This is a genomic window from Thioalkalivibrio paradoxus ARh 1 (assembly GCF_000227685.2).
GTDB classification, from domain to species: Bacteria; Pseudomonadota; Gammaproteobacteria; order Ectothiorhodospirales; family Ectothiorhodospiraceae; genus Thioalkalivibrio; species Thioalkalivibrio paradoxus.
Map to the genome: position 1 here is coordinate 2179648 of NZ_CP007029.1, position 17380 is coordinate 2197027.

The 17380-nt window shown below is 68.7% G+C and carries 17 protein-coding genes; 4 read left to right on the forward strand and 13 right to left on the reverse strand.

Annotated elements, in window-relative coordinates:
* Window positions 1-5: 5 nt before the first annotated feature.
* The 10 genes from THITH_RS09830 to THITH_RS09875 are packed head-to-tail and all read right to left on the reverse strand — an operon-like array spanning window position 6 to window position 7924.
* Entirely contained in the window at window positions 6-581 is a 576-nt protein-coding gene (locus THITH_RS09830) for a hypothetical protein (RefSeq protein ID WP_006748279.1), read from the reverse strand.
* Window positions 578-1135 (reverse strand): GspMb/PilO family protein, encoded by a 558-nt coding sequence (locus THITH_RS09835; RefSeq protein WP_006748278.1) that lies wholly within the window; start codon window positions 1133-1135, stop codon window positions 578-580. The genes THITH_RS09830 and THITH_RS09835 overlap by 4 nt, the downstream gene beginning before the upstream one ends.
* The gene (locus THITH_RS09840) at window positions 1132-2142 is read right to left on the reverse strand and encodes a PilN domain-containing protein (protein ID WP_006748277.1); all 1011 of its coding nucleotides are present in this window, start codon (window positions 2140-2142) and stop codon (window positions 1132-1134) included. Before THITH_RS09840 ends, THITH_RS09835 begins: the two co-directional genes overlap by 4 nt.
* The gene (locus tag THITH_RS09845; RefSeq protein WP_006748276.1) at window positions 2139-3005 is read right to left on the reverse strand and encodes a type II secretion system minor pseudopilin; all 867 of its coding nucleotides are present in this window, start codon (window positions 3003-3005) and stop codon (window positions 2139-2141) included. The genes THITH_RS09840 and THITH_RS09845 overlap by 4 nt, the downstream gene beginning before the upstream one ends.
* A 13-nt stretch (window positions 3006-3018) precedes the next feature.
* Entirely contained in the window at window positions 3019-3636 is a 618-nt protein-coding gene (locus THITH_RS09850) for a prepilin-type N-terminal cleavage/methylation domain-containing protein (RefSeq protein ID WP_006748275.1), read from the reverse strand.
* Window positions 3633-4082 carry a prepilin-type N-terminal cleavage/methylation domain-containing protein gene (locus THITH_RS09855; protein WP_084222654.1) on the reverse strand — a complete coding sequence of 150 codons (450 nt, stop codon included), beginning with the start codon at window positions 4080-4082 and terminating at the stop codon, window positions 3633-3635. Before THITH_RS09855 ends, THITH_RS09850 begins: the two co-directional genes overlap by 4 nt.
* Entirely contained in the window at window positions 4066-4566 is a 501-nt protein-coding gene (locus THITH_RS09860; RefSeq protein WP_025367462.1) for a GspH/FimT family protein, read from the reverse strand. Before THITH_RS09860 ends, THITH_RS09855 begins: the two co-directional genes overlap by 17 nt.
* The gene (gene gspG, locus THITH_RS09865; protein ID WP_006748272.1) at window positions 4557-4994 is read right to left on the reverse strand and encodes a type II secretion system major pseudopilin GspG; all 438 of its coding nucleotides are present in this window, start codon (window positions 4992-4994) and stop codon (window positions 4557-4559) included. The genes THITH_RS09860 and gspG overlap by 10 nt, the downstream gene beginning before the upstream one ends.
* A 25-nt stretch (window positions 4995-5019) precedes the next feature.
* A complete protein-coding gene (locus THITH_RS09870) occupies window positions 5020-6249 on the reverse strand; it encodes a type II secretion system F family protein (protein ID WP_006748271.1) in 1230 nt (409 codons plus the stop codon).
* Complete coding sequence (locus THITH_RS09875) at window positions 6242-7924, reverse strand: GspE/PulE family protein (protein WP_025367463.1); 1683 nt, start codon at window positions 7922-7924, stop codon at window positions 6242-6244. The genes THITH_RS09870 and THITH_RS09875 overlap by 8 nt, the downstream gene beginning before the upstream one ends.
* A gap of 362 nt (window positions 7925-8286) precedes the next feature.
* Between THITH_RS09875 and rfbB the strand changes: the two genes are divergently transcribed.
* The 4 genes from rfbB to rfbD are packed head-to-tail and all read left to right on the forward strand — an operon-like array spanning window position 8287 to window position 11757.
* On the forward strand, window positions 8287-9363 hold the full coding sequence (rfbB, locus tag THITH_RS09880; RefSeq protein WP_006748269.1) for a dTDP-glucose 4,6-dehydratase: 1077 nt from the start codon (window positions 8287-8289) through the stop codon (window positions 9361-9363).
* Between the two features lie 39 nt (window positions 9364-9402).
* The gene (gene rfbA, locus THITH_RS09885; RefSeq protein WP_006748268.1) at window positions 9403-10317 is read left to right on the forward strand and encodes a glucose-1-phosphate thymidylyltransferase RfbA; all 915 of its coding nucleotides are present in this window, start codon (window positions 9403-9405) and stop codon (window positions 10315-10317) included.
* Window positions 10314-10880 carry a dTDP-4-dehydrorhamnose 3,5-epimerase gene (gene rfbC / locus THITH_RS09890; protein WP_006748267.1) on the forward strand — a complete coding sequence of 189 codons (567 nt, stop codon included), beginning with the start codon at window positions 10314-10316 and terminating at the stop codon, window positions 10878-10880. Before rfbA ends, rfbC begins: the two co-directional genes overlap by 4 nt.
* A gap of 7 nt (window positions 10881-10887) precedes the next feature.
* Window positions 10888-11757 (forward strand): dTDP-4-dehydrorhamnose reductase, encoded by an 870-nt coding sequence (gene rfbD / locus THITH_RS09895; RefSeq protein ID WP_006748266.1) that lies wholly within the window; start codon window positions 10888-10890, stop codon window positions 11755-11757.
* A gap of 79 nt (window positions 11758-11836) precedes the next feature.
* On the opposite strand, the gene THITH_RS09900 is transcribed toward rfbD, so the two are convergent.
* The 3 genes from THITH_RS09900 to THITH_RS09910 all read right to left on the reverse strand — a co-directional run bounded on the left by THITH_RS09900 (window position 11837) and on the right by THITH_RS09910 (window position 17332).
* Entirely contained in the window at window positions 11837-15370 is a 3534-nt protein-coding gene (locus THITH_RS09900) for an ATP-binding protein (RefSeq protein WP_006748265.1), read from the reverse strand.
* Window positions 15371-15375: 5 nt separating this feature from the next.
* Window positions 15376-16644: a metallophosphoesterase family protein gene (locus tag THITH_RS09905; RefSeq protein WP_006748264.1), complete on the reverse strand. Its 1269-nt coding sequence runs from the start codon at window positions 16642-16644 to the stop codon at window positions 15376-15378.
* Between the two features lie 112 nt (window positions 16645-16756).
* The gene (locus THITH_RS09910; RefSeq protein ID WP_006748263.1) at window positions 16757-17332 is read right to left on the reverse strand and encodes a glycine cleavage system protein R; all 576 of its coding nucleotides are present in this window, start codon (window positions 17330-17332) and stop codon (window positions 16757-16759) included.
* Between the last annotated feature and the right edge of the window lie 48 nt (window positions 17333-17380).

Sequence of the window (17380 nt, forward strand, 5' to 3'; positions counted from 1 at the left end):
CATTGTCATTCGGTGCGCCGCCCTCGGGCCCGGGCAGCGGGTGAGCCGCCAGACGCGGCGCCGAGTGAGCGCCGGGACGAAGCCCCGGCGCTCGGCGGACGCCCCGGATTCGCGGCTTCGCCGCCCGGTCGCGGCAGGCGCAGTTCGCGCTCCTCACCGTCGTTGCGGCGTTCGAACCGCGCAGTATCCCGGTCGACTTGGATCAGGCGCCAGCCACCGAGCTCCTGGCCGATGGTCAGCCGCCCGACCTGGTCACCGTCAGCGTACAGAATCCCACCGTCCCTACCGCTGCCCAATACGCCCAGCACCCGGATACCCGAAAGCGCATCCCGGGCCCGGGCCTCGGGACGCGCCTGTGTCGGGCGCCGCGATTCCCAGAACGGAGGCCGAGCCAGGACCTCGCCACCTGGCGCGGCCGCAGGAATGCGGACATCGGGAAACTGCGGGGGCGCGGGCGCGAGTGCCGCGGGCGGCTCCCAGGCTACGTCGCTGGCGACGATCTGCACGACCAGCCAGCCGCCGACGACCAGGTTGCCCGCAAGCAGCAGCGGCAGCAGCGAGAGCGGTGGCAGCCGCCTCACGGCTGCAACTCCGCGACGGCCACGTCCAGGAAGATCTGTACCCGCTGCTCGGCGGTCGGTTCCGCGCGTACGTCGTCGGGGGTGATGCGCAACGACTCGATCCGGATACTCGGCCGGTGCTGCTGCAACTGTTCCAGTGCCTGCAGCAGCTGCGGCATCGTGCCCGCCCCCTGGAACGCAAGCCGCTCGGTGGTGAATCCGGAGTGCTCGCGTCGCGGCTGTTCCTGGCTGCGGTGAACGGCAACACCGACGTCCCGGAGAATCCCCTGCACCGTGCGCAGGAGATTCAGGTCGGCTTGCTCCGGTCGTCCCGGGTCTCGTGCGATGGCCAGAATCTCGGTCTCGGCCCGGTCCGCAGCAGCCGCGAGTTCCGCGCCGGCATCGCGCAGCCCCTGCAACCGGGCAATCCGCTGCTCGTGCTGATGAATCAAATCCCGATACATCTGGTGCCGCTGCTCGACCGCGGACAGCAGCAATCCGAGCAGCAGCAGCAGAACCAGCCCGGCACCCCCGACCAGGAGCCATGCCTGCCGCCGCATTCGGCTCGTGCTCATTGTACCCCTCCCGCGAGCCATTCGAACTCGATCTGGAATCGCTCGCGGCCGGTACGGGAGTCGCGCGCGATCGCGGTCGGAATGCGCACCGAGGTAAACTGCGGGACGTCCCGCAGGCCCTGCATCAACGCGGCGGTGTCGCTGGCAACGCCGCGCATCTGCACCCTGCGGCCCTGCTGGTGATAATGCTCGAGATAGGCGCTGTCCGGCAGCACATCCGTGACCTGATCCAGCAGCCGCACCGGGTCGGGTGTCTCCTGCAGCCAGGGACCCATCGCTTCCAGCCGCGCAGCGGATTCGGTCAGACGTTCCCGGTTTGCCATGGCCTCGGCCGTTTGCTGGCTCAGCTGCCGGACCAGCGTATCCGCACGATGCAGATCCGCACGCGCCTGCCAGACTGGCCAGACGACGGCGCTCGTTGCCAACGCCAGCATCGTGACCGCGAGCAAACCGACGATCCAACCGTGCCAACGCCGCCGGCGCAGTCTCGAACCCTCACCGAATCCCGGCAACGGCACACCGGGCGCCGCCCACAGTTCCATCGCCGCATTTCGCTGTCCCGATTCGACGCGCTGGTCCAGCCAGCGACGGGCCTGGCCCGCATGCACCAGGTAGAGTTCAAGGTGGCGCCAGTCGGGGTCGGGATCGTCGAGCCGTTCACGCCACGTCCAGAGCGTATCCTCGGGCGCAAAGGGGCTGATCGCGCGCACTTCCCATTGCGCCGCACGCGCCAGTTCCCGCTCGCCCCCAGGGATGCGTAGCTCGCTGCGCAGAACCATCTCCGGGTCGAGCAGCAAGGCGCGGTGGCGGGCACGCCCGCCGCCGACCCAGGGCACGAACCTGCCGCGTTCGTCGAACCGCCAGACCTGTCGCTGATGATCCTCGACCCGCACGGCGGGCCCGGCCGAGAGCAGTCCCCAACGGACGAGATCGTGTCGGACCAACTGCCAGGCCCGGCGCCATGAGGCCCATAGCGCGCCCCCGCTGCTTCGCACGATCTGCTTCAATCCGTCTGTTCTCCGATCGGCTGCGAACGTAGCCCCTCGGTGCGCAGGATCGACACACCGAGGGCATTACCTGCGTGGGAATCCAACCGCACCCAGCGCGAGAGGCGCCAGGCCCGACCCTGCCACGCCACACGGGCGTCGATGCGGAACGTCCCGCTGCCGGACAGTGCCAGAAAGGGTAGCCCATCGAGCGGCGCGTCGAGGCGGGCCCGGGGCTCGAGCATGTCGCGATCCTGCGCCATGACCGCATCGACGAGTGCGGCGTCTGCGCCGGTGACAACGGCGAGCACGTCGCGCGTCGCCGCGTAGGGGTTCACCCGCGCACTATCCGCATAAACCGTTATTAACAGTCGAATATTATCATATAGGTCACGATCCACTCCAGGCACCAGCGCCAGCTCCTCTGGGACCCGGAACGGTTTGCGCTGCTCGGCACCGCGTTCACCCGGAGCCCGCCGGCCGCCTTCCCGCCATCGCGCGACTGCCCCAGCAAGACGTTCGGCCCGATCCGTATCCAGACCGGCGCCATAATGAAACATCTGCGCCAGTAGGTCGACCGGGGCCCCATTGACGCTGATGAAGCCTGTCGCCGGGTGAAGATCCACCTGCAGTGCCACGCCCTGCAGCTCGAAGACATAGCGGTTGCTCTGATTGACGGCACCAAACCCCGCGGCGCGCGCCATGCCCACGACGAGTCCCGCCTCGAGCAGCGCCCGCGCCTCGGTTTCCGCCCGATAGTACTGGGTGAGCTGGGTCTGGAGGCGGCTGGTCTGTGACAGGCCGAGTACCAGCACGCTGAGGGCTGCCACCACCCACAGCACGATGACCAGTGCCAGCCCCTTGGATCCGCCGGCGCGCTTCATTCCGCCCCCCCGGTCATTCGGGGTGCCCGTTCGGACGCAGGATCTGCTCCGGCCACCAGCGGCCACCCGCCTTCACCCGAACACGGATCGCCGCCGGCATTCGCGCGGGGTCGGCCCAGGATTCCAGCCAGGTGGCTCCCCCCGGTTCGCGGTACGCGACCTCGAACACCTCGACCTTCGGCTGCAACACGTGCCGTTCACAGTCCTGCGGCAGCGATGCGACGACCGCGCCCGCCGGCAGCGGCGCGTAGCACAGCGTCAACGGGTGCTGATCGCCGGTCGCGGCCCGCCGGTCCAGCTCGAGCCGAAGCCAGAACAGGCCATGGGGCGCGTGACGCGCCGGAAGCGCTCCCGACCAGGCCAACCGCTCCGCTTCGCCGGTGAACGCCGGGCGGACATCGCGCCCCTGTCCGACCGCGATCGGCCGATGCAGGTCGAACGCTCGCGCGAGGAAGTCCTGGACCACCCGCATGTCGTCCATCTCCCGGCTGCGCTCGTCGACCGCATCGGCGCTGGTGGCCAGCGTACGCATTCCTCCGACCAGGCCAACCATGATCAGGGCAAACAGCGTGACCGCAACCAGGACCTCGACCAGCGTGAACCCCTGCCTGCGCGCCCGGCGAATCGTCATTCCCGACCTTCCGGGCGCACGCTGTGCAGGTCCACGCTGCGTTCGCGAAAACCGGAACGCCAGCGCACCGTGACATCGACGCGGTGCAGCGGCACCGGTGACTCGAGCGCATCGCCGAAGGCCTCGAGCGGCGCCGAACGAATCTCCCACGCGAATCCATCCTCGGTTTCGCCGGCGGCGGACAGCCCTCCCCGGGGCAACTCGTCGCGCGCTCCCAGAAGCGATGTCGCCAACGCCAGCGCATACGTGTAGGCCTCAGCCTCGCCCACGCGTTGTAATGCACTGCCCGCCGACTGATAGAGCACGAGCAGCGCCATCGCCGCGATGGTGAACGCCACCACTGCTTCGAGCAACGAGAATCCGTGCTGGCGCCGTCGGCCGCGAGCAACCGCGGGGCATCTCCGGCCACTCGCCGGCGGACACCGCTGCTCAGACACGGCCCGCACTTCCCTCGACGCGCACCCGCCCGGTCAGCCAATCGAGCGTGACCGTTGCCTGCCGCCCCCCCGAACGCCGTAGTGTCATCGTGCCGCCGGTCGCACTGCCGTCGGGATAGAAACGGAAACGTGCAATCCCGTCCTCGGCGAACTCGCCGGCGACCGTCACATCGAGCCCGATCTCCGAGGCGATGCGCAGGGTCTCGGCGCGCCCCTCGATGCGCACCTCGCGGCGCTCCAGATCGACCGAGACCGTGACCGCCTCACCCTGCCGGATCGCCAGCGAACGCGCGTGGTGCAGCATGCGATAGCTGCCACCCACTGCCTCGCGGTAATCCATCGCCGGCTTCAGGAAGTACACGGCCGCAGGCGTCAGCGCGGCCAAGGCAGCCAGCACCGCGAGCGCCACCAGCAGCTCGACCAGAGTGAAGCCGCGAACGGTCTGAAGCCCTGGGGCTCGAGGCAGAGGAATGGGCAGACGCCTTATTGCCAACTTCCGACCACGGCGTTTTCCCCGGAACCGCCTGGCTGGCCATCGGCTCCGAGGCTGTAGATGTCGATATCGCCGTGCTCGCCGGGGTTGCGGTAGAGATAGTCGTTGCCCCAGGGATCCTGCGGCACCTGGCGCCGGCGCAGGTAGGGACCGTTCCAGCTCTGCACTCCAGCCGGCTCGACGACCAACGCCGGCAGCCCCTCTGCATTGCTCGGGAAGCGGCCGACGTCCAGCTTGAACATCTCGACCGCCTGGACCAGATCCTCGATCTGGATCCGCGCCGTTTTCGACTTGGCGCCGCCCAGCTGGTTCAGAACCTGTGGGCCGACCAAACCGGCCAGCAATACGAGAATCGCAAGCACGACCAGGAGCTCCACCAGAGTGAAGCCACGTCTGCCGCGCCTGCGCAGTGTTGTTTCTGTCGACATGAATAGTCCTCGGTGGCGCCCGACCTCAGAGCGCCAGATCGTTCACTGAAAGAATGCCCAGCAGGATCGAGACGATGATCCCGGCGATCAATGCGCCCAGGATGATGATCAGCGCGGGTTCGAGCAGCGTCAGCGAACGCTTGATCCCGGCCTGGACTTCGGCATCGTACACCCGCGAGAGTTCATGCAGCATTTCGTCGAGGCGCCCGCTCTCCTCGCCCACCTGGATCATCTGGACCGCAAGATCCGGGAACACCCCGGTTTGGCCAAGCGCTGGCGCCACCCGGCTGCCCTGCTTGATCGCTGGCACCGATTCCGAAACCGCGTCGCGCAAGACCCGGTTGCCCACGGTGCCCGCGGCAATACGCATCGCCTCGAGCAGCGCGACGCCGTTCGCCAGCAGCGTCCCCAGCGTGGTCGCGAATCGGGTCACCTCGAAGCGCCGGACGAGTTCTCCGGCCAGCGGAAGCCGCAGCGCCCAGGTGTGGACGCGGAGCTGCCCCCGCTCGCTGCGAGCAAAGGCCTGGCCGGCCAGCAGCGTGACGATGAACAGCAGCACCATCACCCACCAGCCCTGGGAGGCCAATTCCCCCATCCCCAGCACCACCTGGGTCGGCCAGGGCAGACCCTCGCCCACGTCGGCGAACATGGCCTCGAACTGCGGGACGACAAATGCCAGCATCAGCCCGAGCGACAACAGCGCCACCACGACCAGAATGGTCGGATACACCAGGGCCGAAACGACCGCCTCGCGCAGGGCCCGGGTGCGGTCCAGCGATTCCATGAGCCGCTCCAGAACTCGGGCCAGATCACCGCCGGCCTCACCGGACCGCACCATATTAATATAGAACTCGCCGAAGTGACTTGCATGCGGACGCAGTGCCTGGCTGAGGCCCTTGCCGCTCTTCACCGAGCGCAGCAGATCCTCCATCAGTTCGACCATGCCTGCGTGCCGGCTCATCCGGATACTCAACTTCAGCGCACGGTCCAGCGGCAGCCCGGCGCGCAGCAAGACACTCATCTCCCGGGTGAAATGCAGGATGTCCGACGGGCGTATCGCGCGGCGGCGCCGGCGCTTGCCGGCCGATTGCCGGGTGGCGCCGCTATCGGCGCGACCACCGCCGACATCGACCGCCAGAATCGTCAAGCCACGCTGTTTCAGCTGCCGTGCAGCGCTTTCGGGGGCATCGGCGGTCACCGTGCCGGTCTCGATACTGCCGTCGCTGCGGGCAGCGCGATAGTGGAAATCAGGCATCCAGCTGCTGATCCTGCGTCACCCGCAGAACCTCCGCCACGGAGGTAAGGCCCAGCGCCGCCTTGCGCAGCCCGTCCTCGTGAAGCGTGCGCATGCCGGCCTGGCGGGCGGTTGCGTGCAGCGTGGTCGCATCGGCCCCGTCGAGCACGGCGCGGTGCATCGCCTCGTCCATCACGAACAGCTCGTGCACGCCCAGACGCCCACGGTATCCCGTATGCCCGCAGCGCTCACAGCCGACCGGTTCGAACACCGTCACGGGTTGCCCTGGCTCGACCACCTCGGGTAGGCGTAGATCTGCCAGCACCCCGGATTCCAGTGCCTGCGGGGCCTTGCAGTCCGGGCACAGCGCGCGCACCAGCCGTTGCGACAGCACGCCGTTCACGCTGGAAGTGATCAGATAGCGCTCCACCCCCATATCCTCGAGGCGAACGATCGCACCGGCAGCGGTGTTCGTATGCAGCGTCGACAGCACCAGGTGCCCGGTCAACGCCGACTGCACCGCGATCTGGGCAGTTTCCCGGTCGCGCATCTCGCCGATCATGATGATGTCCGGATCCTGCCGCAGGATCGCACGCAGGCTGCGGGCGAAGGTGAGCCCGATGTCGGCATGCACGTGAATCTGGTTGATCCCCTCGAGCTGGTACTCGACCGGATCCTCGACCGTCACGATCTTGCGCGTGCGAGAATCGAGCTCCCCCAGCGAGGCATAAAGCGTCGTCGTCTTGCCGGAACCGGTGGGGCCGGTGACCAGCAGGATTCCATGCGGTCGCTGTAGCAGCCCCTGGTAGCGGCGTAGCGTCGCCGGTGCAAAACCCATGTCGTCGAGGCCGTAGCGGACGCTCTGGCGGTCGAGCACGCGCATCACCACGCTCTCGCCATGGATCGTGGGCAGGCTCGATACCCGGAGGTCGAGCTCGTGCCCCTTCAGGCGAATCATGATGCGCCCATCCTGCGGCAGTCTCCGTTCGGCGATGTTCATCCGCGCCAGCAGCTTCACCCGCGAGGTGACCGCCGGGGCCAGACCGGAGGGCACCGACTGACCGGACAGCAACACGCCATCGACCCGGAAACGAAGCTGCAGGTCACCCGCGGTCGGCTCGAGGTGGATATCGGAAGCGCCCCGCTCGACCGCTTCCGCAATCATTCCGTTCACCAGGCGAATCACCGGGGCCTCGCTCGCCAGATCGCGCAGGTGTTCCACGAACTCCCCGTCCAGCACCTCCCCGGGCACGGCCTCGTCGGCCTCCGGCTGGTCCGACTCGTCGTCGCTGTAGAGCCGCTCCAGCGCTGCGTCGATATCGGTGTCGAGGCCCAGTACCGGCGCGACCGGGTACCCGGTCGCGAGACGCAGCGCCTTCAGCGCGTACTCGTTGTCCGGCTCGCTGGTGATGACCTTCAGCTGTCCATCGTCGATCTCCCAGGGGAGCAACCGATGGTTCACCAGAAACTCGACCGATACCGAGTCGAGCGCGAGCGGAACCTCCGGGTAATGCTCGGCCTCCACGAACGCAAAGCCGCGCAGTGCCACCAGCGCCTGCGCGACGTCGTGTTCGGAAACCAGGCCCAGCTTGACCAGCACGCGCCCGAGCAGCCCGCCCATCTCCTGCTGGGCCGCGAGCGCGCGCTCGAGATCGCGCGCCGACAGCTTGTTCGCCTGTACGAGGTGCTCCCCCAAACGCAGCGGAGCATCATGCGGGCCGGCGGATATCGGTTGAGTTTCGGGCATTGCAGACACGCTTGCGGCGGCGCCCGCTACCGGGCGCAGGGATCAATTGAAAGCGGCTGCACGGAATTGCGAAATGGCCCGGGCGGGCACGAAAGCCGCGATTTCGGCGATACCCACGGCCCGCGTCGTTGCGCCTGGATCGGACCGCTCTGGGGTATCGTTTGGGCTGAATTCTAACCGGAACTGCCCGCTCGCGACAATGGGGCCGCCGCGAGCGGGCGCCCCGCGGGCAGAATTCACGCTTCATTGCATCCGGCTGGTATCCTTCCGGTTTTTTTTACGCTTGCGGATCGCAGCGGAGCGAGTGCTACATGACGCGCACCATCCTCGTGACGGGGGGCGCCGGCTTCATCGGGTCGGCCGTCGTCCGCCACTGCATTGCCAATACGGCAGACCGCGTGGTCAACGTCGACTGCCTGACCTACGCCGGCAATCTGGAGTCCCTGGGTCCGGCGGCGGACTCCCCGCGCCACCTGCTGGAGCGGGTCGACATCCGCAACGCGTCCGAGATCGCGCGCGTGTTCCGCGACCATCAGCCGGATGCGGTGATGCATCTCGCCGCCGAATCCCATGTGGACCGATCCATCACCGGACCCGCCGCGTTCATCGACACCAACGTACTCGGCAGCTATACCCTGCTCGACGCGGCGCGCACGTACTGGGCGGGACTGCCGACAGAACGCCGCGACGCGTTCCGATTCCTGCACGTCTCCACCGACGAGGTCTATGGCTCGCTGGGCGCGACCGGAGCGTTTCGCGAGGATACCGCGTACCAGCCCAATTCGCCGTATTCCGCAAGCAAGGCCGCCTCGGACCATCTGGCGCGCGCCTGGCACCATACCTACGGGCTTCCAGTGGTGACCAGCAACTGCTCGAACAACTACGGCCCTTTCCAGTTTCCGGAAAAACTGATCCCGCACATGATCCTGAACGCACTCGACGGCCGCCCGCTGCCGGTCTATGGCGACGGCTCGAACGTGCGCGACTGGCTCTACGTGGACGATCACGTCCGGGCGCTGTTCTCGATTCTGGATCGCGGACGCCCGGGCGAAACCTACAACGTCGGCGGGAACAGCGAACGGCGCAATCTCGAGGTGGTCGAAACGCTTTGCGGGCTGCTCGACGAACTCTGCCCGGAGAACCTGTCCCGGCACCGTGCAGGGCTGTCGAGCCACCGCGAACTGATCCAGTTCGTCACCGATCGCCCGGGACACGACCAGCGCTACGCAATCGACGCCGGCAAGATCCGCTCGGAACTCGGCTGGCAACCGCTCGAGACCTTCGAATCCGGGTTGCACCGCACGCTGCGCTGGTATCTGGATAACGACGCCTGGTGGCGCCGGGTGCTGTCCGGGGCCTACCGGCTGGAACGTATCGGCGTGGTTTGACCGCGACCACGGCGCAAGAGGCACCACAGGAAACCACCGATGGCCCGATCCCCTTTTCATGCCGATCCGCCCGCCCGCAAAGGCATCATTCTCGCGGGTGGCTCGGGAACCCGGCTGTACCCGGTAACCCGCGCGGTCTCGAAACAGCTGCTGCCGGTGTTCGACAAGCCGATGGTCTACTACCCGCTGACCACGCTGATGCTCGCCGGCATCCGCGACCTGCTGCTGATCTCGACGCCCGGCGACACGCCGCGCTTCGAACAGCTGTTGGGCGACGGCAGCCAGTGGGGCATCTCGCTCCGCTATGCGGTCCAGCCCGAGCCGGGCGGAATCGCGCAGGCGTTCCTGATTGCACGGGATTTCATCGGGGATGCACCCTGTGCCCTGGTGCTCGGCGACAATATCTTCTACGGTCACCAGCTGACGCGCGAGCTGCTGCAGGCGGGGCAGAACACGGACGGCGGCTGCATCTTTGCCTATCCGGTACAGGATCCGGAACGCTACGGCGTGGTGACCTTCGACGCGCAGGGCCGGGCCGTGGATCTGGAGGAAAAGCCGGCGCGGCCGCGTTCGCGCTATGCGGTCACCGGGCTGTATTTCTACGACGCACAGGTCGCGGAGGTCGCCGCTGGTCTCCGGCCGTCGGCGCGCGGGGAACTCGAGATCACCGACGTGAACCGCTGGTACCTCGAGCGCGGTTTGCTCCGCGTGCAGATCCTCGGGCGCGGGATGGCCTGGCTGGACACCGGCACGCACGAATCGCTGCTGGAGGCGTCGACCTACATCGAAACCATCGAGAAGCGCCAGGGGCTGAAGGTCGCCTGTCCCGAGGAGATCGCGTATCGCAAGGGTTACATCGACGCCGAGGCATTGCGCCGTCTGGCCGAGCCGCTGGCGAAGAACGGCTACGGGCAATACCTGCTGGGCCTCCTCGACGAACCGGTGTTCGCATGAAGGTGCTCGAGACGGCGCTGCCGGGCGTGTTGCTGCTGGAACCGCAAGTCTTCGGTGACGAACGCGGGTTCTTCATGGAAACCTACCACGCCGAACGCTACGCTGCCGCCGGCATCGAACGCGCATTCGTGCAGGACAATGTCTCCCGATCGGGACACGGGATCCTGCGGGGCCTGCACCTGCAGCACCCCCATGCCCAGGGCAAGCTGGTGTATGTGCTCGAAGGCGAGGTGTTCGACGTCGCGGTCGACGCGCGCGTTGGCTCTCCCACCTTCGGCCACTGGGTCGGCGCGTTGCTGTCCGCCACCAACAAGCGCCAACTCTGGGTTCCGGAGGGTTTCGCACACGGCTTCTGCGTGACCAGCGAACACGCGCTGTTCTGCTACAAATGCACCGACCTTTACCATCCGGAGACCGAACTGAGCATCCGCTGGGACGATCCGGCGCTCGGGATCGACTGGCCGGTCCGACAGCCCCGGCTGTCGCAGAAGGATGCACAGGCCCGGTGCCTGGATGCGATCGAGCCGCAACGCCTTCCGGTGTTCTCAGTGAGTTCCCGATGAGCGGCGTATGCGGATCCTGATCACCGGCGCTGGCGGGCAACTGGGCCGGGAACTGCAGCGGCTGACCGCAGAACGCTACGAAGCCCTCGCCCTGGACCGTTCGGCGCTGGACATCACCGATGCGGCCAAAGTGACGGCCGCGGTCGAGGCGTTTCGGCCCGACTGGATCGTCAATGCGGCTGCCTACACCGCGGTCGATCGGGCGGAAACCGAGCCGGACCGTGCGTTCGCGATCAACCGGGACGGATCCGCGCAGCTCGCACGGGCCGCGCGCATGCTCGGCGCGCATATGGTGCAGGTCTCCACCGACTACGTATTCGATGGCCGTCTCGCGCGACCCTACCGGCCGGACGACGCCACCGCTCCGCTGAACGTCTATGGCCGCAGCAAGCTCGCCGGAGAACAGGCGGTGCACGACACACTGGGCGACTCGGCACTGATCCTGAGAACCTCGTGGGTCTATGCCGCGCACGGTGGGAACTTCCTGCTGACCATGCTGCGCCTGATGCGTGAGCGCAGCGAACTCCGCGTCGTCGAGGATCAGGTCGGCACGCCGACCCACGCCGCGAGTCTGGCCAGTGCAATCCTGGCGGCGATCGAGGCGGGTGCATCGGGCGTGCACCACTGGAGCGATGCCGGCGTCGCAAGCTGGTACGATTTCGCGGTAGCCATCCAGGAAGAGGCACAGCTGTCGGGTTTCGATGTCGCCGGCTGCCGCGTCGTGCCGATTCCGGCCCGAGAGTACCCGACGCCTGCGGTACGCCCGCCGTGTTCGCTGCTCGACAAGGGGTCGCTGAGAGCGCTGATCGGCCAACCCGGGCGCCCGTGGCGTCAGGAGCTGCGTGCTGCACTGCGCGCGCTCGGCGCTCGGTCCTGACAGCCTGCCGGCTGGCATCTCTGGCGGCACCGCAACCGCACGTGCGCTCGGAGCCCGCCCGGCGGTGCAGGTTCCGCCACTACCCGTCGAAGCCGTCCAGCGACACTACCTGCACCGCGTTGCCCAGGCGTTCGCGGGCGATGTCGACCAGGTGCCGGTGGTGGGTGAAGAACAGCACTTGCGTGCGCCGCGCCAGCTGGGCCAGCACTTCCAGCCCGGCACCGGCGCGCGCGTCGTCGAAGTTGATGAACAAATCGTCCGCGACGAACGGCAATGCCGGCGCCGTCTCGAGATAATCCTCGACCGACGCGACCCGCAGCGCCAGGTAGAGCTGGTCCGCGGTGCCGGTGCTCAGTCCGAGCACCGGCACCGCCCGCCCCCCGTCGCGCAGGCCGGTCAGTTGCGGGCGGTCCTGGTCATCGTAGTCGACCCGCAGCGCCTGAAACGTGCCGAGCGTCAGCAGCCAAAAGAGTTCGCCTGCGCGCCGGAGCAACGGCCCCTGCTTTTGCCGCCGATACCGGTCGATGGCCCAGCGCAGCAACGTGGCCGCTGTGCGCGCCCGCACATACTGCTCGGCCGCGTCGCGCATTTCCGCCAGCGCTTCCTGGCGCTCGCTCGCGGCACGCGCAGCCGCGTCGCCGCCGCCCAGCGCCTCGAAGGCCTCGCGCGCCTCCGAACGCCGTTCGGCGCTGGCCGCCAGGCGCTGCCGCAGCTCCGCCAGCTGTTCGTGCAGCGTTTCTTCCTGTGCCGCCAGGCGGTCGAGGTCGACATCCGCGCATTCCTGCGCCAGCGCTGCCGGCGATAGCCCGTCACCCTCGCGTTCCAGCGACGCGACCACGCGGTCGCGTTCGCCGTTCAGCCGGCGCCACTGATCGGACCGCCGGATCGCCTCGCGCAGTTCGTCGATGCGCTCGACCCGCGCGGCCTGCAGCAGGTGCCCGATGGACTCGCGTGCGGCGTGGCGTTCCCGTTCGCGTGCGGCGAGCGCCTCCTCCAGCCGCCGGATCTCGTTGTGCTGCTCCCGTCGGCGCTCATGCGCGGCACGGGCGGCATCGAGGCGCTGCTTCAGTACTCGCACCGCGTCGCCGGCGGGCCGGGCCGCGAGATCCGGGGCGACCCGGGGCAGCAGGGCTGCCGCGGCCCGCTCGAACTCGGCGGCATCGGCGCGGATCCGGTCGATGCGGTCGCGCCGCAGCCCGGCCATCTGCTGGGCCAGCTCGCGCATTTCCTCGAAGCCGGCGAGTTGCCGGTCGGCTTCCTCGACCTCGGCGCCGGGATTCAGACCCAGCTCGGTAATCGCGCTGTCCCAGCGCTGCCGCCAGTCCTGCCACGCTGCATCCGCGCTGCCATGCTGCGCCGTCCGGCGCAGCCGCTCCCTTTCCGCGTCGGCGCGCGCCTGCTGCAGCGACTGGCGCTCGCGCGCGGCCTCCTGCAGGCGTGCCAGACGCTCGGACGCGCGTTCCAGCAGCACGGCCACGGGTTCCGACTCGAGTTCGCTCCCCGCACCGCCGACGTCCGCCATGGCCTCCAGCAGGCGTTTCCGGGCCGCCTGTTCGCCCTCCCGTTCCGATTCGAGCCGGGCCTGCGCTGCGTCCTGCGCCTGCAGGGCGTCGAGCAGCCCGCGCCGGGTTTCCATCCAGTCCAGCATCGTGTCGGGATCGAGCGGCGCGAACGGGGCCGCGTCCCACATTTGCGCCCATTCCGCCCGTTGCGCGGCCTGCTGTTCCAGCAGGCGGTCCTGCTGGCCGCGCAGCTCCGCGTCGACCGCCTCGCTGGCCCGGATCCGGAGCGCCTGTTCGTCCAGCCGACCGAGCATTTCGGCCTGCTCGAAGCGCCGGTCGGCCACCGCGTCGGCCTCGTGCAGCGCGGGTTCGAACGCAGCGAGCGGATCGGCTCCGGACCGGTCCATCCATTCCCGGTCCTCGGGGCAGACCGCGCCGGTTCCGAGATGCCGCGCCTTGACCAGGCGCCACAGCCGGTCGCGGTGCTCCCGCACCGCCTGCAGCTGGTCGCGGGTAATCACCTCGCCAGCGGTCAACGCTTCCTTGTACTGCTGCCGTGCCCGCGTCAGCTCGATGCCGGCCGCATCGCGCTCGCGGCTCAGGTCAGCCAGCCGCTGGTCCAGTTCGCGCATCCGGTCCCGTTGCGCCTGAATCGCCGCCAGCGGGGGCGCCGGCACTTCCGGAAGCCCTGCGATCGGGGACACCGGCGGATGCAACGCCAACGCGAGTTGCTCGACCCGTGTCGCAGCGTCGTGCGCGGCGGCCTGTGCGGCCTGCAACCGAACCCCCGGATCGCCGAGTTCGCGCACTGCACGAACGACCGCGGCGAGCCGCTCGCGGTCCGGTACCGGAGGGATCGCGGCCAGCTGCCGGTCGAGGTGTTCGCACTGCGCCTGGCTGTCGCGCAGCGCCGCATCGGCCGCCGCGAGCGCGGCGGCAAGCCCGCCACGCTGCTGCCCCAGCACACGGACCGCCGCGAGTGCGGCGCGGGAGGGAATCGCCGCGACGATCGCATCCGTTTCCGTTGCCTGAACGCCAAGCTCGGCCGCGAGCCGTATCAGCGCCTGCCCGGCGGCGTCGAGTTCGGCCTCGCGCTTGGGCAGATCGCGCTGCCCGCGGGCGACCTCGATGCCCCAGACCTGCAGACGCTCGACTTCGTCTTCGGCCGCGAGGAGCCGGTGATCGCATGGGATCCCCGCGAGTTGCTCGCGCGCCTGCCGCAACTGGTCGGCAAGGATCTCGATGCGAATGCCGGCATCGGCCTCGACGCGTTCGGCGTCGGCCAGCTGCTCGCCGGCGTCTTCGGGCAACTCGATCACGGGGCCCAGTTCCGCGATGCGCGATTCGAGTTCGGACCGTTGCCGGACCTCCCGGTAGACGCGCCGGATCCGCGCCACCCGGCGCGCCTCGGCCGAGCGGCGCTCGAGTTCGTCGGCGACGTCGGCGTAGGCCTGGTTCGCCGCGTCGAGCCTATCCCGGTAGTTCTGCCACTGGCTCGCGGTCAGCGTGTGTTCGCGCAGTTCGCGGTCGGCCTGCTCGAGCCGATCGGCCGCCTGGGTGTACCGGCGGCGCGCCGCGCGGCGCGGACCCCAGATCGCGTCCGCCTCGCGCTCCAGCGCCGCGAGCCGCTGGCGAAGCCCGCCGATGCCGGCGCCTGCCGAGAACAGCACCTGTCCGATTTCGTCCCTGGCCTCCAGGATCTCGCGCCCGCCCTGCTGCAATCGTGGATGGTCCAGCGAGAACATCCGCTCGAAGAACGCGCGGTCGGCACCCGAGAGAAAAGGGGCCAAAGCCGACTCGCCCTCGGGAAGGGCCACCTCGTCGGTGTCCAGCAGCGTTTCCCGGTTGCCTTTGCGGCGCAGGATCTCGAGCGAGGCCCCGTCGTGCTCGAGCCGCGCGCCGACCCGCATATCGCGGTATTCGTGCAGAAAGCCGAAGCGACTCTGCATCGGGATCCCGAACAGCAAATCCTCGATCGCCGCCAGCGCGGTCGACTTTCCGGCCTCGTTGGGCCCGAACACGATGTGGAAGTCCGGGCCGTTCTGCGGCAGCGGGATCGACCGTCCGGTGAAGTGTCCGTAGCGCAGCAGGTCCAGCCGGGCGAGTCGCACGATGCTCAGTCCTCCTCGCCCTCGCCGGCCAGGCGCTGCGAGAGCCAGGGCACGACGGTCATCGCCAGCGCCGCGGGATCCTCCGCGAGGGCGGTCGTCAGGATCGAATCGGATTCCAACTCCGCCCGCAGTTCGTAGGGCAGACGGCGCAGCATCGCCCCCGGATCCTCGGCCAGCCGCGCCAGCAATTCCGGGTCCGTGGCCGCCTCCTGCCAGAGCGCTTCGAGTTCGCCGGCGGGCTCGGTGCGCTCGGCTCCGGTCGCCGTGGTCGCCACCACGACCTTTTCCACCCAGGCCGCGTCGGTGCCGAGCCCGACTGCCGCCGCCCGCGCCTCCGCGAGCAAGCGGTCGCCCGACACCTGCAGCTCGCCGTGGATCGGCGTCGATCCCTGGCATTCGACCCGGCACGCGAGCAGGCGCCCCTGCCCCTCGGCCGCCACGGCATCGGCGATCGCCGCCTGCAGCCGTTCGACCGCCTCGCCCAGGCTGCCGGCGCCGGTCAGATCCGCTTGAACCCGGCTCCAGCGCACGACGTCGACGGCCAGCGGCGCCACGTCCACCGCCGTGCCCGCTTCCACGGTGACCAATACGGCCCCCTTGTCGCCGGCCTCGCGGATATGGCGCCCCTGCAGGTTGCCCGGAAACACCACCGGAGGCTGCGGGTGCAGGATCTGAAACTGGTGCACGTGTCCCAGTGCCCAGTAGTCGTAGCCCTTCGCGAGCAGATCGCCCAGCGCGCAGGGCGCATAGTTCTCGTGCCCGCCGAGCCCGCCGAGACCGGTATGCAGCACGCCGATATTGAAATCATGCGGGATCGGATCCGGATAGGCGGGCACCAGATTCTCGCGCAGTTCCCGCTGTGCAAAGCTCTGGCCATGGAGCGCGACCCCGCAAGCGTCCAGCCGGAAAGTCTCGGGCCTGCGCGCACCGAACACCCGGACGTTGTCCGGCAACGTCAGCCTGCGCGTCAACTGGCTCTCGGCGTCGTGGTTGCCGTGCAGCAGGAACACCGGGATGCCGGCCTCGTTCAAGCGCCCCATCTGCGCCGCGAAGAACAGCCCGGTACGGTAGTCGCGCCAGTCGCCGTCGTAGAGATCGCCGGCGATCACCACGAAGTCGACCTGCCGGTCGATCGCGTCCCCGACGAGCTGGACGAACGCCTCGCGGGTCGCGGTGCGGATACGTTCTGCCGCACTGCCCTCCTGCCCGCTCAGCCCGCGCAGCGGACTGTCCAGATGGATGTCCGCTGCGTGCAGGAAACGAAACGATCCCAAGCCCTGCCCTCCCTGGTCCCGAATCCACTCGCCCGGCGAAGCTGGCGTTGCCGCGGCCGACGATCCCGGAAGGCTAGCACAGCGGTGGACCGCGACTCGAGATTGCGACGGGTCAGCGGCCCGTGGCTGCGTTCGATCGATTCGGCGGCTCGGCAGGCGCGGCATCGTGCAGCTCGAGATCGACCATCAGTTCGTTGGCCAGGGCCTCGAGATCGTCCTGCAGCGCATGCAGGTCGGCCGAAGCGGGAACGGCAAGATCCGCTTCGGCGCGGAACACGGGTTCGCCCGACATCGGCGCGGGCTCGCATCCGGTTTCCAGTCCATCGATGGAAATCCCGTAGCGCAGCAGCACGCCCGAGATGTCCCGTACGATCCCCGGGTGATCGTGGCCCGTCAGACTCAGTTGCACACGCCGTATCGACGGCTCGATCGACGGCTCCACAACTTCGCGGCCGTGCTCGATCGTCAGGTGCAGGCCCTCGGCTTCGAGCCCGCGTAGCGCCGCCTCCAGTGGCAGAACAGCGTCGGAATCGACTTCCAGCCGCACGATTCCGGCGAACTGGCCCGCGAGCTGGGCCATGCGGCTTTCCATCCAGTTCGCGCCCGCACCCTCCGCGCAGGCGGCAACGGCGCTGACCAGCCCGGGGCGATCCGGCCCGATCAATGTCACGATCAACGACCTGTTCACGACTGCCCCCTTTTCCGGCCCAACGATCCTCGAACGCACTATGGTACG

Bases quoted from the DNA above. Each gene is read 5' to 3' on its own strand.
- THITH_RS09835 (WP_006748278.1), bottom strand. From the start codon at position 1,135: ATGAGCACGAGCCGAATGCGGCGGCAGGCATGGCTCCTGGTCGGGGGT.
- rfbA (WP_006748268.1), top strand. From the start codon at position 9,403: ATGGCCCGATCCCCTTTTCATGCCGATCCGCCCGCCCGCAAAGGCATC.
- rfbD (WP_006748266.1), top strand. From the start codon at position 10,888: ATGCGGATCCTGATCACCGGCGCTGGCGGGCAACTGGGCCGGGAACTG.
- THITH_RS09850 (WP_006748275.1), bottom strand. From the start codon at position 3,636: ATGACGATTCGCCGGGCGCGCAGGCAGGGGTTCACGCTGGTCGAGGTC.
- THITH_RS09845 (WP_006748276.1), bottom strand. From the start codon at position 3,005: ATGAAGCGCGCCGGCGGATCCAAGGGGCTGGCACTGGTCATCGTGCTG.
- rfbB (WP_006748269.1), top strand. From the start codon at position 8,287: ATGACGCGCACCATCCTCGTGACGGGGGGCGCCGGCTTCATCGGGTCG.
- gspG (WP_006748272.1), bottom strand. From the start codon at position 4,994: ATGTCGACAGAAACAACACTGCGCAGGCGCGGCAGACGTGGCTTCACT.
- rfbC (WP_006748267.1), top strand. From the start codon at position 10,314: ATGAAGGTGCTCGAGACGGCGCTGCCGGGCGTGTTGCTGCTGGAACCG.
- THITH_RS09870 (WP_006748271.1), bottom strand. From the start codon at position 6,249: ATGCCTGATTTCCACTATCGCGCTGCCCGCAGCGACGGCAGTATCGAG.